Origin of the sequence: Flavobacterium sp. (genome assembly GCF_052437795.1) — a bacterium.
Lineage (GTDB): Bacteria > Bacteroidota > Bacteroidia > Flavobacteriales > Flavobacteriaceae > Flavobacterium.
In genome coordinates this window covers 225,573-240,306 of record NZ_JBQVPA010000005.1, presented here as the reverse complement: position 1 = coordinate 240,306, position 14,734 = coordinate 225,573, and the positions used below count along the sequence as shown (strand labels likewise).

The 14,734-nt window shown below is 46.8% G+C and carries 14 protein-coding genes; 11 read left to right on the top strand and 3 right to left on the bottom strand.

All coding sequences use genetic code 11. From position 1 onward, the window contains the following. Positions 1-21 precede the first annotated feature (21 nt). The 11 genes from ACT6R0_RS16520 to ACT6R0_RS16470 all read left to right on the top strand — a co-directional run bounded on the left by ACT6R0_RS16520 (position 22) and on the right by ACT6R0_RS16470 (position 12,248). On the top strand, positions 22-1,128 hold the full coding sequence (locus ACT6R0_RS16520; RefSeq protein WP_444654808.1) for an N-acetylmuramoyl-L-alanine amidase: 1,107 nt from the start codon (positions 22-24) through the stop codon (positions 1,126-1,128). Positions 1,129-1,359: 231 nt separating this feature from the next. Continuing rightward, positions 1,360-2,487: an N-acetylmuramoyl-L-alanine amidase gene (locus ACT6R0_RS16515; protein WP_444654806.1), complete on the top strand. Its 1,128-nt coding sequence runs from the start codon at positions 1,360-1,362 to the stop codon at positions 2,485-2,487. 236 nt (positions 2,488-2,723) lie between these two features. Further along, positions 2,724-3,674, top strand: coding sequence for an MlaD family protein (locus ACT6R0_RS16510; protein WP_444654804.1), 951 nt, complete (start codon positions 2,724-2,726; stop codon positions 3,672-3,674). 30 nt (positions 3,675-3,704) lie between these two features. Continuing rightward, the gene (locus ACT6R0_RS16505) at positions 3,705-5,036 is read left to right on the top strand and encodes a 4Fe-4S dicluster domain-containing protein (protein ID WP_444654802.1); all 1,332 of its coding nucleotides are present in this window, start codon (positions 3,705-3,707) and stop codon (positions 5,034-5,036) included. Continuing rightward, positions 5,036-5,488 carry an LNS2 domain-containing protein gene (locus ACT6R0_RS16500; protein WP_444654801.1) on the top strand — a complete coding sequence of 151 codons (453 nt, stop codon included), beginning with the start codon at positions 5,036-5,038 and terminating at the stop codon, positions 5,486-5,488. The genes ACT6R0_RS16505 and ACT6R0_RS16500 overlap by 1 nt, the downstream gene beginning before the upstream one ends. Before the next feature lie 9 nt (positions 5,489-5,497). Next, positions 5,498-6,289 (top strand): (Fe-S)-binding protein, encoded by a 792-nt coding sequence (locus ACT6R0_RS16495; RefSeq protein ID WP_444654800.1) that lies wholly within the window; start codon positions 5,498-5,500, stop codon positions 6,287-6,289. A 12-nt stretch (positions 6,290-6,301) separates the two neighbouring features. Then, positions 6,302-6,784: an ABC transporter ATPase gene (locus ACT6R0_RS16490; protein WP_444654799.1), complete on the top strand. Its 483-nt coding sequence runs from the start codon at positions 6,302-6,304 to the stop codon at positions 6,782-6,784. A gap of 87 nt (positions 6,785-6,871) precedes the next feature. Next, positions 6,872-9,781, top strand: coding sequence for a glycoside hydrolase family 3 N-terminal domain-containing protein (locus ACT6R0_RS16485; protein WP_444654798.1), 2,910 nt, complete (start codon positions 6,872-6,874; stop codon positions 9,779-9,781). A gap of 83 nt (positions 9,782-9,864) precedes the next feature. After that, on the top strand, positions 9,865-10,308 hold the full coding sequence (locus tag ACT6R0_RS16480; protein WP_444654796.1) for a DUF1801 domain-containing protein: 444 nt from the start codon (positions 9,865-9,867) through the stop codon (positions 10,306-10,308). A gap of 300 nt (positions 10,309-10,608) precedes the next feature. After that, positions 10,609-11,742, top strand: coding sequence for an N-acetyl-alpha-D-glucosaminyl L-malate synthase BshA (gene bshA / locus ACT6R0_RS16475; RefSeq protein WP_444654794.1), 1,134 nt, complete (start codon positions 10,609-10,611; stop codon positions 11,740-11,742). Positions 11,743-11,819: 77 nt separating this feature from the next. Continuing rightward, complete coding sequence (locus ACT6R0_RS16470; RefSeq protein ID WP_444654793.1) at positions 11,820-12,248, top strand: protease complex subunit PrcB family protein; 429 nt, start codon at positions 11,820-11,822, stop codon at positions 12,246-12,248. 76 nt (positions 12,249-12,324) lie between these two features. Here the strand turns inward: ACT6R0_RS16470 and ACT6R0_RS16465 are convergent, their stop codons facing one another. The 3 genes from ACT6R0_RS16465 to ACT6R0_RS16455 form a co-directional block, all read right to left on the bottom strand. Beyond that, positions 12,325-13,158 carry an endonuclease/exonuclease/phosphatase family protein gene (locus ACT6R0_RS16465; protein ID WP_444654791.1) on the bottom strand — a complete coding sequence of 278 codons (834 nt, stop codon included), beginning with the start codon at positions 13,156-13,158 and terminating at the stop codon, positions 12,325-12,327. 2 nt (positions 13,159-13,160) lie between these two features. Further along, the gene (locus ACT6R0_RS16460) at positions 13,161-13,829 is read right to left on the bottom strand and encodes an ATP-binding cassette domain-containing protein (RefSeq protein ID WP_444654790.1); all 669 of its coding nucleotides are present in this window, start codon (positions 13,827-13,829) and stop codon (positions 13,161-13,163) included. Between the two features lie 281 nt (positions 13,830-14,110). Further along, a complete protein-coding gene (locus tag ACT6R0_RS16455) occupies positions 14,111-14,638 on the bottom strand; it encodes a hypothetical protein (protein ID WP_444654789.1) in 528 nt (175 codons plus the stop codon). Positions 14,639-14,734: the final 96 nt, after the last annotated feature.

Genomic DNA, 14,734 nt, shown 5'->3' with positions numbered 1-14,734 from the left:
TAATTATAACAAAAGTATATTATGGGTATCGCATTCACAACGAACATCAAGCTAAAACTGGTTTTCTTTGTATTTATTGTATGCTGTGGCTCAGGGTGGTCGCAGGGTAATGCCAGGTTCAGGGTAGTGCTCGATCCCGGCCATGGCGGCGAGGATCCGGGCGCGCATTATAATGGCATTAAGGAGAAGGATGTCGTACTGAGCGTGGCGCAAAAGGTGGGTAAACTTTTAGACAAAGAGGACGTGCAGGTGATCTATACCCGCAAGACCGATGTGTTCATAGAACTGGATCAGCGCTGCAACATTGCTAATAAGGCGAATGCTAACCTGTTCGTGTCGATACATTGCAACGCCGAGGCAAAAAATGTAGCCTCGGGAGCCGAGACCTGGGTAATGGGACAGGCCAAGAACGCGTCGCACCTGGAAGTGGCCAAGCGCGAGAACTCTGTTATAAGCTACGAATCTGATAAAGCAAAATACCAGGGCTTTGACCCATCCAAACCGGAAACTTTTATAGGCCTGATGCTCCAGCACGAACAGTCTGCATTCCAGAGCATCGACCTTGCCCGCATGATACAGGATGGCTTTACTAACGACCTGAAGCGCAAGAACAGGGGAGTGAAGCAGGGCCCGTTCTGGGTATTGCACCGTACAGCCATGCCAAGCATACTCATCGAATTGGGCTTCATTTCGTACAAGCCTGAAGGCGAATACCTCGATTCTGAAGCAGGCCAGGATGAACTTGCGGCCTCCATTGCCAAAGCCATCGTTGCGTACAGGCAGGAGTATTTTGTCGCGGGCGATACTGAATATACTGAGCCTGCGCCAAAGGAAAAAAATGTTACTCCCATTGCCGAAAAGCCTGTAAAGGAAAAGCCTGCCGCAACAAAAAAAGGGGAGACGTATAAAGTGCAGATCGCAGCCAGCGGTAAAGACCTTGCACTTGAGCCGTCAAACTTTAAAGGGTTGAGGAACATTACAAAGGAGAAAGGCAAGACCATCATTAAATACTACTACGGAGACACATCTGACAAAGAACAGGCCGACAGGCTTTTGGCTGAGGCCAAAGCAAAAGGATATGCCGAAGCTTTCATCGTGATATTTAAGAACGGAAGAAAAATACAATAATTTTTTGGTGTTTGTACTATTCGCGTTATACTGCTGCTAATCAAAAGGTAGGGGAGTTAAATTTTAGGTATCATTGGAGGATTTGATGATAAATAGGTAGGAGCCGGGTTTGCAAACAAGGGTATTAATAGTACTTTTGTAAAAAAGTGGCTTATTTTTTGGAGTCCGGCATATAAGTAATGACCGTATTGGCGTTGCTATATGTGTAACCTGAGGATAAAAGATATTGCAATGAAAGGGATGATAAAACTACAACAGGCTTTCCTGGTATTCATAGTATGCTGTGGCGCGGCTTTTGCGCAGGGCAATTCAAAATTTCGTGTTGTGCTCGATCCGGGGCATGGTGCTAAGGACTATGGTGCTGTGTACCACGGTTTTGTAGAAAAGAACATTGCGCTTAATGTGGCGCTAAAAGTAGGCAAGCTTCTGGAAAAACAAGGGGTGCAGGTGGTTTACACCCGCAAGACCGATGTGTTCATTGAACTTGACGAGCGCTGCAACATCGCCAATAAGGCCAACGCGAATGTATTTGTATCAATTCACTGTAATGGCGAGGCCAAAAAACAAGCTTACGGCACCGAAACCTTTGTAATGGGGCCTACCAAGAACGCATCACACCTCGAAGTCGCCAAACGCGAGAACTCGGTGATCAATCTTGAATCGGACAAGCAGAAATACCAGGGCTTTGACCCTAACAAACCGGAGACGCTTATCGGGCTTACCCTACAGCACGAAGAAGGCCTCAACCAGAGCATCGACCTTGCCAGCAGGGTAGAGGAGCGCTTTACCGATGACCTTAAGAGGAAGAAGCGCGGCGTGAAGCAGGCACCTTTTTGGGTACTGCACCGCACTGCCATGCCAAGCATACTGATCGAGTTGGGATTCCTGTCGTACAAGCCGGAAGGCGAATATCTTAATTCTGATGACGGGCAGGATGAGTTAGCTGAATCGATAGCCAAGGCCATTGTTGCCTATAAGAAAGAATATTTTATTCCGGGTAACGTAGATCATGCCGAGCCGAAAGAAGAGCCAAAGATCATAGCGCAGGCAGATAAACCGGAGAAGAAGATCGAGAAAGCACCTGAGAAAAAACCTGTTGCAACCGATGCGGCTCCTTCGTCAAAGGGCGAAAGCTTCAGGATACAGATAGCGGCCAGCGGCAAGGACCTCGACCTTGTGCCGGCAAACTTTAATGGGCTAAGCAATATTACCAAAGAAAAAGGCGGTACGATCATTAAATATTTTTATGGCGAAGCTCCCGATCGTGAAAAAGCAAAAACACTGCTCGCCGAAGCCAAGGCTAAGGGATATACATCGGCATTTATCGCCACCTTCAGGGATGGTAAAAGAGTTAATTAGATGTTATTAACAGATAGATATAGGGCTGCGTTATCGCGGCCTTTTTATGAGTATTGACTTTATAACTTCGAGATCTGGCTGGGTTTTAATAAGCGATCATCAAAGCACGCATGCCCCGAATATCCCATAAGTTAAAATTGGTTGGGAATAAATGGGAATATGAAACATTGTTTTACAATAATATTCACATTCTAATACTTATATTTGCCCTACATTTGTTAAAAAATATACTGATTTTGAAAGTAACAAGAGAAGCAAAAACGGCAATTTTAGTAATAGGATCAATACTTCTGTTCATTTGGGGGTATATGTTCTTAAAAGGCAGGGACCTTTTTAATTCTTACAAAACCTATTATGTGATATACAAGGATGTTGAAGGGCTTTCTCCTTCTGCACCTGTCACGCTTAACGGGCTTGTAGTGGGTAAGGTTACAGGTATAACCTTTACCGACCACACCACCGGGCAGCTACAGATAGAAATGCAGGTGAAAACAGATTTTCCCATTTCGAAAACAAGCTACGCCACTTTGTATGAGCCGGGACTACTTGGCGGAAAGCAGATCGCGATCGTTCCCGATCTTAAGAACCCGGCACCTGCAGAGGACGGCGACCGGCTGCAAGCCGGCTTAAAGCCCGGTATGCTGTCTGTAGTTGGAGAGAAGCTTTCGCCGCTCCAAACCAAGGTTGAGGCTACGGTAGTGACCGCCGACAGCCTTTTGCATAACCTGAATAATGTGGTTGATAAGCAAACGCAGGAAAACCTCCGCGCCAGTATTGCCGAGATGAGGATTACGATGTCTGAATTCAGCAAAGCTGCCAAAACACTGAATGCGACGATTTCAGGGAATAAGACAAATATTGATGCCACAATGGCTAATCTTAACAAGACTTCTGCTAACTTTGCGGAGATATCAGATTCGATCGATCCGGAACAGATAGCATCTGCCATTAACAGTCTTGAGAATTCTATGAAAGAAGTTGATAAGATGATGGCTGAAGTACAGTCCGGAAAAGGTACGCTTGGTAAACTGCTTAAGGATGAGGCTATGTACAATAACCTGGCTGATGCATCGAACGAGCTGAAGGAACTGCTGGCGGACCTTAAGAGAAATCCGAAGCGCTATGTGCATTTCTCGGTATTCGGGAAAAAAGGCACACCTTATGAGGAAACTCCTAAGAAAAAATAACGCATCGCACAGACCGATCACAATTATTGTATGGCATATATAGATAATATCCTTTTTGTTATAGTCCTTGCTTTAGGATTTGGCTACTTTGCATTCAATGTAAAAAAACTGGTTCGCAACATTAATCTGGGCCGCGACATCAACAGGACCGATGATCCCGGTGAACGCTGGGCCAATATGGCAATGATAGCCCTCGGCCAGTCGAAAATGGTAAAACGCCCTGTATCGGGTATCCTGCATATCATTGTATATGTGGGATTTGTGCTTATTAATATTGAGCTGCTGGAGATCATTATTGATGGTATTTTCGGTACGCACCGCCTCTTCTCCTTCATGGGTGGTTTTTATAATTTCCTAATCGGCTTTTTCGAGATACTCGCTTTTGGCGTTATTTTTTCTGTAACAGTCTTTTGGATCCGCAGGAACGTCATTAAAATGTGGCGCTTTGTGCACAGCGACCTCAAAGGCTGGCCAAAGAGCGATGCCAATATCATCCTCTATTTTGAAACTGTGCTTATGTTGCTGTTCCTTACTATGAACGGGGCAGACGGTTACCTGCAGTCGCAGGGTGCGGAACATTATGCACAGGCGGGTTCTTTTCCTGTATCAGGCTTCCTGTCGTCGTTATTCGAAGGCATGAGCATCAATACGGTGATCATTATCGAAAGGGCTGCATGGTGGCTACATATCATAGGTATCATGGCGTTCATGAATTATCTCTACTTTTCAAAACACCTGCATATCCTGCTTGCCTTCCCGAATACATGGTTCGCTAACCTGAAGCCTAAAGGCAAGTTTGAGAACCTGGAGTCGGTTACCAATGAGGTGAAGCTGATGATGGACCCGAATGCAGACCCGTTCGCAGCGGCCCCGCCTGCTGCTGAAGGTGAAGTGCCTGCTAAGTTTGGCGCAAGCGATGTACAGGACCTGAACTGGGTGCAGCTGATGAATGCCTATACCTGTACGGAATGCGGACGATGCACATCGGTATGCCCGGCTAACCAGACAGGCAAAAAGCTTTCTCCGAGGAAGATCATGATGGACACACGCGACAGGCTGGAAGAGGTTGGGCGCAATATCGATAAGAATAAAGGGACATTTGTCGATGATGGGAAAATGCTCCTGAACGACTATATAACACCCGAAGAACTTTGGGCATGCACTACCTGTAATGGCTGTGTGGACGCCTGCCCGGTGAATATTGACCCATTGTCCATAATCATGGACATGAGAAGATATTTGGTAATGGAGCAAAGTGCGGCACCAATGGAACTTAACGGGATGATGACCAATATTGAGAACAATGGAGCACCATGGCAATACAGCCAGATGGACAGGTTGAACTGGAAAGACGAAGCATAATGAAAGCAGAAGACATAGAAAAGAACCTGCGGCCAATAACAGAGAATGGTGAGCACCTTAGCCCTATACTCCCGCCGGATATCAAAAATTACCTGATAGACATTGACGGGACCATTTGCGATGACATTCCTAACGAGGAGCCCGAAAGGATGGTTACAGCTGAGATATACCCCGATGCGCTTGAAACACTGAACAGGTGGTATGACGAAGGGCATGTGATCTACTTCTTTACTTCCCGTACCGAAGCGCACAGGGAAATTACGGAAGAATGGCTCAACAGGCACGGTTTTAAGTACCATGGTATGGTAATGGGCAAGCCGCGAGGGGGCAACTACCACTGGATAGACAACCATTTGGTCAAGGCAACGCGCTACAGGGGTAAATTTACCGACCTGATCGAAAAAGAAGTGACCATACAGGTATTTGATGACGGAAAACACGACGAAGATTAAGCAGAAGATATGAGTGAGGATTTGAAAGTTCCTACAATGGCCGAGATGATGGCTACAGGGCAACAGCCGGAAGTATTGTTCTGGGTGGGCTGCTCAGGTAGTTTTGATGACAGGGCCAAAAAGATAACCAAGGCGTTCGTACGGATATTAAACCGTGCCAATGTTCCTTTTGCAGTGCTTGGCACTGAGGAAAGCTGTACCGGCGATCCGGCGAAAAGGGCGGGTAATGAGTTCCTGTTCCAGATGCAGGCCATGACCAACATTGAGGTACTGAACGCTTATGAAGTAAAGAAGATAGTAACGGCGTGCCCGCACTGCTTTAATACCATCAAAAATGAATACCCGGGGCTTGGCGGTACTTACGAAGTTGTACACCATACCCAGTTCCTGAAGTCGCTGCTGGATGACGGCAGGCTTACGATAGAGGGCGGGCAATTTAAAGGCAAGAAAATAACTTTTCATGACCCATGCTATTTAGGAAGGGCAAACAATATATACGAAGCGCCGCGTGACCTGATGGAGAAGCTGGATGCCGAGCTGGTGGAGATGAAGCGTTCGCGTGCCAATGGCCTTTGCTGTGGTGCGGGTGGCGCGCAAATGTTCAAGGAGCCGGAACCGGGCAATAAGGATGTGAATGTGGAAAGGACTGAAGATGCCCTGGAAACACAACCCGACATCATTGCGGCGGGATGCCCGTTCTGCAATACAATGCTTACCGATGGTGTTAAAGCTAAGAACAGGGAGCACGACGTTAAAGTTATGGATGTGGCGGAACTGATCGCCAATGCAAAAGATTTATAAGAAAAAGAGATTATGTACGTTCCATTTGATACACTGCCCGAAGAATCCAGGATATGGATCTACCAGTCGAACAGGAAATTTTCTGACGATGAGATGGCGGAGATAGAGACAGCGCTCAAAAACTTCCTTGAGGAGTGGACGGCGCACGGCGCGGGGCTTGAGGCTTCGTACCAACTGAGGTATAACAGGTTCATCATCATAGCCATTAACCAGGATACACAAGCGGCCACGGGCTGCTCGATAGATGCTTCGGTACATTTCATACAGACACTGGAGCAAAAGTATGGCGTAGACCTGCTGGACAAGATGAATGTTACCTTTAAGAACGGTGAGCACATTGCCTATAAGCCGCTCATCGATTTTAAGAAATTGGTAAAAGACAGATCGGTCTCGTCCAATACCATTGTATTCAACAACCTGGTTAACACTGTAGGAGAGTGGCAGGAGTACTGGGAAGTCCCGGCGGGTGAAAGCTGGCACAGCCGTTTTTTTTAAAACGTACCGCACATAGGGACAAAACAAGGAATCATCATTATGTAAAAGGTAGTGGTGATTTTATCATTTTAAATAAACAGAGTAGTTTTGAAGAGATATTTGGTTTTAGTTTTACTGTTCGCCGTGGCATTTGCATCGGCACAGAAGACAGTGGGGTTTAAAGAGCACGCCGATGCTGGTGAGCAAAAATGGGTGGACAGCATATACAACAGCCTTTCGTTTGACGAGCGGGTGGGACAACTGTTCATGGTCGCGGCCTATTCCAATAAAGACATAGAGCACGTAAAAGGCATCGACAAGCTGGTACAGGATTATAAAGTGGGCGGGCTCATCTTTTTCCAGGGAGGTCCGGTGCGCCAGGCAAGGCTTACCAACCGTTACCAGTCTGAAGCCAAAGTGCCTTTATTCATTGGCATTGATGCCGAATGGGGGCTTAGCATGAGGCTGGACTCTACGTACCGCTATCCGTGGAATATGACGCTGGGTGCGGTGCAGGACATGAAGCTCATCGAAAAGCAAGGGAAACAGATGGCGATACAGGCACGCAGGATGGGTATCCATTTCAACTTTGCCCCGGTGCTGGATGTCAATATCAACCCTGCCAATCCCATCATCGGGAATCGCTCCTTTGGAGAAGATAAGGTTAACGTGACCGACAGGGCGCTGGCCCTGATGCGTGGCATACAGAGCGAAGGGGTTTTTGCTACGGGCAAACACTTTCCCGGCCATGGCGATACCGGGACCGACTCGCATACATCGCTTCCGTACCTGCCTTTTTCAAGGGAAAGGCTGGAGGATGTAGAATTCTATCCTTACAAAAAATTGTTTGCCGAAGGGATGTCCAGCATTATGGTGGCACACCTGAACGTGCCCAGCATAGAGCCTACGCCAAATTATCCGACCTCACTGTCGTACAATGTAGTAACCAACATCGTTAAAAAAGAAATGGGCTTTAAAGGGCTTATTTTCACTGATGCACTTAACATGAAGGGGGCAAGCGGCTATATGGCACCGGGCGATGTAGACCTTGAGGCTTTCCTTGCGGGGAATGACGTGCTGTTGTTCGCAGAAAATGTTCCTGTGGCGATAGAAAAATTCAGGAAAGCCTATACGGATGGTGTGTTGTCCGAGGAAAGGCTGCAGTATTCGGTAAAGAAGATATTGGCCTACAAATACAGGGGCGGGCTGAACAAATATAAGCCTATCGACCTGAATAACTTGTACCAGGAGCTTAACGGCCACGAGTACGACGACCTTAACTACCAACTGTATGAAAATGCGGTCACTGTGTTGAAGAACGACCAGGAGATCGTGCCTGTAATGGCATTGGAGAACGAAAAGATAGCCTTTGTAAAAATGGGTGATGACGACCACACCGGTTACCTGAACACCCTTCAAAAATATGCCGATGTTACCGAAGTGAAGGAGGACAGCCTGCACCTTTTGAGCAACAGGCTGAAAGAATATTCGACCGTGATCGTTGGCTATCATAAAGCCGACGGCGCGTGGAAGAAACACGACTTTTCATCGAAAGAACTGGTTTGGCTGGATACCATAGCAAAGAACAAAAAAGTGATACTTACGGTTTTTGCCAAGCCGTATGCCATGAGTGCCATAAAAAATTATACAAATATAGAGGGTGTTATCATGGCGTATCAAAATAACGCCATGTCGCAAACCGTTGCTGCGGAGATAGTCTTTGGTGCGCTTGCTGCGAAAGGCAAGCTGCCGGTATCTATAGGTACGGCGTTCATGGTAAACCACGGTATCATGACGGGTACCACCAACCGCCTGGGCTTTACCACTCCTGAGAATGCCGGGATGAGCTCGAAGGTGCTTGCCAAGATCGACCTGCTTGCGAAAAAGGCCATCGATGAGAAAATGACCCCGGGCTTACAGGTATTGGTAGCGCGAAACGGTAAGGTAGTGTACCAAAGATCATTTGGCCACCATACATACGACGGCATGACCAAAGTAAAGGATTCGGATATTTATGATGTGGCTTCATTAACGAAAGTGCTCTCGACCCTGCCTAACATCATGCAGCTGTATGATAAAGGCGAGGTAAAGCTTGACGATAAGCTGGGCGAAATGTTGCCACAATTTGCCAGGACCGATAAGAAAAAGATAATCCTTAAGGACATGCTGCTGCACCAGGCGAGGTTCCAGGCGTGGATGCCATTCTACCAGGAAACGCTGGATGCCGGAAAGCACCCCGATACTATGTACTATCGTAAAAGCTTTAGTGATGATTTTCCACACCAGGTGGCCGAAAACCTTTACCTGCGCAGGGACTACCCCGATACCATCATTGCGAAGATCGCACAAAGCAAGCTGCTGAAAAAGAAAGAATACAAGTACAGCGACTTTTCATTTATACTGCTTAAAGAATTTTTGGAGAAGCACACAGGAAAGAAGATAGACGTGCTTAGCGAACAGCAGTTCTACAAGCCGTTGGGAGCTGCCTTTACGACATATAACCCGTTGCATAAATTCGACATGGACGACATTCCGCCAACTGAGATAGACAACTATTTCCGCTACCAGACGATACAGGGCTATGTACACGACATGGCCGCCGCAATGCAGGACGGGGTAGGGGGCCACGCGGGGTTATTCTCCAATGCCATGGATGTGGCCAAGATCATGCAGATGTACCTGCAGGAGGGCAACTATGGAGGGAAGCAATATTTTTCTGCCAAGACGTTCGAAACCTTTAATACCTGCCATGCCTGCAAGCAGGGCAACCGCCGCGGACTGGGCTTCGACAAGCCGCAAATAGGCAGCAACCCGGGCCCGACCTGTGGGTGCGTTTCTAAAGAAAGCTTTGGACATACCGGCTTTACGGGAACGATGGCGTGGGCCGACCCGGAAACAGGACTAGTATATGTTTTCCTCTCCAACAGGACGTATCCTGAGGCAGGGGAGAACCGCCTGTCTAAAGAGAACATCAGGGAAGATATTCAGAAGGTGATACAGGAGGCGATAATAGAATAGCCATTTCAGATCTCCGAACGTAGATCTCAGATCGAGCTTCACTCCTGCTCGATCGTAAATTATGAATAATATAATCGATAAAAATGGGAACGGTCAGTGAATATATAGGATCACTTTCAGAGGACAGGAAGGCTCCTATGCAGAAGCTTAGAGAAGTTATCAATAAAAATTTACCGGAAGGCTTTGATGAACGTATAAGTTACGGCATGATAGGCTGGGTGGTGCCGCATTCGGCTTACGCGCCGGGCTATCACTGCGATCCAAAGCTGCCGCTACCGTTCCTGAGCATTGCCTCGCAAAAGAACTTTATCGCAGTATACCATATGGGAATGTATGCCAGTCCTGAACTGCTTAACTGGTTCACAGCTGAATACCCCAAACACGTAAAGACCAAACTTGACATGGGCAAAAGCTGTATTCGCTTCAAGAAGCCGGAGGCGATACCCTTTGAACTGATCGGCGAATTGGCCTCTAAAATGACAGTGCAAGGCTGGATCGAATTGTATGAGAGGAATTTGAAAGGGTAGGGCCTCTCCTCTTCCGATAGCTATCGGGACCCTTCAAAATAGAGGAGCAGGTTCACTCAAAGCTAAAACATTAAAATACAAAACGTTATTTCCCTTTAACCCCGATAGTAGTGGCATCCTCCTTAGCCTTTTCGGCGAAGGAGATAGAACGGATAGCGGGACTAAAGATGGCAGGGATGTGCTTAGCCGGCTGTTTATCAATAACTTTAAATGTAAGGATAATTATTACGTTAATTCGTATTAAGGCACTATTTCGCCTGCTTTTTTTCTGTAATTTCGTTACTTTATTTTTGGAATTATATGAAAATCGCAATAGTATGCTACCCAACCTTTGGCGGGAGCGGAGTAGTAGCCACCGAACTGGGGCTGGAACTCGCACGCCGAGGGCATGAGGTACACTTTATAACCTATAGCCAGCCTGTGCGCCTGGCATTGCTGAACCCCAATATATTCTACCACGAAGTACACGTACCTGAATATCCATTATTCCACTACCAACCGTATGAGCTGGCGCTTTCGAGCAAGCTGGTAGACATGGTGAAGCTGCACGGTATCGAACTGCTGCACGTGCATTATGCCATTCCGCATGCGTATGCGGGGTATATGGCCAAGAAAATGCTAAAGGAGCAGGGCATCAGGATACCAATGGTAACCACCCTTCACGGCACCGACATTACCCTCGTAGGGAACCACCCGTTCTATAAGCCTGCGGTAAGTTTCAGCATCAATCACTCGGATATCGTGACCTCCGTTTCGCAGGACCTGAAGGATGAGACCTACAGGCTGTTCGACATCAAGCGCGAGATCTACGTGATACCCAACTTTATTGAGATCGACAACAACAAGATCGACAAGAATTCCGACTGCCACCGTTCAATGATGGCGACCGAGAAGCAGAAGATCGTAACGCACATCAGCAACTTCCGCAAGGTAAAACGCATACCGGACATCATAAAGATATTTAACGAGATACAGAAGGAGATCCCATCCAAGCTGATGATGGTGGGCGACGGACCCGAAAGGCCGCGCGCCGAACAGCTGTGTCAGGAACTGGGCATAACTGATAAGGTGATCTTTTTTGGCAACAGCAATGAGATCAGTGAGATATTGTGTTTCAGCGACCTGTTCCTGCTGCCTTCGGAAACCGAAAGTTTCGGGCTTGCGGCGCTGGAGGCCATGGCAAGCGGCGTACCGGTTATTTCGACTAACAGCGGCGGCCTTCCTGAAGTGAATCGTGAAGGTTTTTCGGGCTACCTGGGTAATGTAGGTGATGTACAGTATATGGCTGAAAAAGCAATATCTATATTAAAAGACGATAAGGTACTTTTGGAATTTAAGGAAAATGCCCTTAAAGTTGCGCAGGAATTCGATATCCAGAATATTATGCCGATGTATGAGAAATTGTACCAAAAGGCGTTGAAGATGCATAGTTAAGCATAAGTTGCATTAACCAGAAATTTTTGGCATTGCATTTGTATTGTTCCTCGCAACGATCATTAAAAACGACATTTATGAAGAAATTTTTTACCCTTGCGGTAGTGGCCCTAGTGCTTGCCGCCTGTAAGATCAATGTGGTGAACCACATTGCCGTAGACAATGCCATTACCTTCGAGATCCTGAAACAGGAAGCCTATGGTGGGCGCGATAAGGAATCGACTATGGTCATCACATCAAAGAGCCAGCTTAATGGCCTTTACAACGAGCTTAGATGGAGCGATGTGCCTACGGTAGATTTTGAAAAGAATAACATTGTAGCGCTGTTCATGGGGCAGAAGAATTCCGGTGGCTATAGCATCGGCGTAAAGAGCATTACTATAGAGAATAACGTTGCAAATATAAAAGTGCTTGAAACCTCACCATCCGGAATGGCCACGATGGCGCTTACAAATCCCTACTGCATTGCTTTGATCCCTAAAACGGAGAAGGTGATCGTGGAATAGTTTTAGACATTGGGCTTGATAACAGTCTGCGTAGAAATAGAGAACCCCTGTTTTATCAGGGGTTTATTTTTTCCATTTATTTCTTTAAAACAAGTTCCACAAATACAGGCAAATGGTCGCTTGGGTAGCGGCAGTCTTTTGAGTCGCTCAGGATGGCATATTTTTTAGTTTCCAGGCCTGTCTTCGGGATGAAAATGTAATCAATTCGTTTCGTTACCGGCTTGTGGAACTCAAAGGCATTGAACGTTCCGGTTGGGCCAAAGTTAAGCTTGGCGGCATCATGTGTGTCGACTAGTTCCTTTTTAATCTCGGTCACTGCATCGGTTTCCGGTTCGAGGTTAAAGTCGCCCATCACCACGAACGGCAGGTTCTCCTTATTGAGCTCCTTTATTTTGCTCAGTATCAGCTTTACACTTTCCACCCGCGCCACATTGCCCACATGGTCGAAGTGCGTGTTGAACACCCAAACTTTCTGTTTGGTATCCTTATTTTCGAAAAGCCCATAGGTACACACCCTGTTGTAGGCCGCATCCCAGCCTTTTGACGGCACGCCGGGCGTTGGCGACAGCCAGAAAGTAGACTGCTGCAACATCTTAAATTTTTTATCCTTGTAAAAAATGGCCGAGTACTCTCCTTTGTCCTTACCATCATCGCGGCCCACGCCGATGTGCCTGAGATCGGTAAGTGTACTGTCCAGGTGCGTCATTTGCTGCGGCAGCGCTTCCTGTACGCCAAGGAAGTCCGGATCGTGGAACTTCACCTGAGTAGCCAATAATTCCTTACGGTTGTCCCAACGGTTGTCTCCGTCGCTGGCAATATCCAGGCGTATGTTGTAGGTCATCATTCTGTAAGAGGTCTGTGCGGTGGCTGCGAGTGTTGCAAGCATAAGGATAAGAAAGTAGTTTTTCATGGTTATTCGGTTTCAGAAGGCAGGTAGCCGTGGGCGGCAAGGTCGCTCCTGTCGTTGATATTGAACATTTTGCCGTCCTTCAGCAGCAGCCTCCTGTTGGTTACCGAAAATACGTCATTATAATAATGATCGGTAATAATTATACCTTTTTTTGCCTTCAGTTCAAATAAGAGATCTTTGATCAGGTCTTTGTATAATGGTTCAACCATAGAAAAAGGCTCGTCCAGCATCAGGAACAAGTGCGGGAGGTGGCCCACAAGCAGCAGCTCAAAGTATCGGAGTTCGCCCATAGAGAGGTTACCGGCACGGGTATTGGCCATCTTTTCGATCCCGGGCGAATGGAAGACCTTGTCCTGTTCGTCGCCGTTGTAGTAAAGCGGGATGATGTCGCGCACCTTTAGGTTCTTCGGCAGGAAAGGGTCTTGTGGCAGGTAGCCGATCTGGCCATCAGGGATAACCTTATTTTGCGGAATAGCCGTTCCGTTAATGGATATGGCAGCTGTCTTTGCCTTTTGCGTACCAAAGATAACCTTTAACAATGTAGACTTGCCACATCCGTTGCGCCCGAAAATGCCAAGGATCTCTCCGGTCTGGCAGCTAAAACTCAAATCGTCAAGAAGCGTTCGTTTGCCGAAAGATCTGGTAAGGCCATTTACAAAAAGAGTGTTCATGTTCACGAAACTATAAGGGCACTGCTAAAGATCAGGCTAGCAGGGATCAGGTTAACTGTAAATGTCATGACGGCCAGTTTTTGGCGTGTGAAGCCGATATTGTTATAAAAGTAATATTGCTTACTGAAAAAAGTATTGTAGGCATAAAGGCTAAACACAAAGCCCGCTGTGCAGAAGATGGCGGGCAAAAGCATGAAATTACTAAACACTGTCGATACAGCGGTAAAGCACAGGTTAAACAATAACAGCGTTAGGTAATAATGCCGAAAAGCACGCATAGGCTATGGTATCGATGTCATTCCGTAAAACCTGAACTTTCCATTGATCTTGATGAAGCGGAAGCTGTGGCTGGTGCCAAGATGGTTTTTAGAGAGCTCTCCCTTCTTGTAGGTCTCGACCCAAACCTCATATATTTTTAGGTCTTTTGGGTAGTCTTTCGGAACAACTTTTGGTTTGAAGTCTTCCACGATAACCGAACTGAAGGAATAGCCTTTTTTAGACATCGCCTTATACACTGGTGATTCGGTAAATTTTTGCGAGATCACTACAAAGAAAAATTCAGCGGGAACGAATACCGCGCCTTTAGCCGATTCGTTCGATCCCACACAATCCACACAATCCAGTTCTTTACAACTAAGTGCGAGGAAAGCTGCCTTATCGCCTTTTTGAAGTGCATCCACAACCGCGATGAAGTTCTTGTCCAGTGCATCCCACTCAGCCTGGGTAGTAGCTTTCACGGGAGCCGGGTTCTGCTGGGCGTGGCTGCCGCAGAAAATTAAAAGGCAAAACAGTAGGGTGAGTTTTTTCATTGCTTTTTGGCTTTTACTATAAAACGGTAAAATTAGGATTTATTTTGTGAATGCAAAATGTGAACTTGATCAACCACGGAGGTTATTATTTGTGGT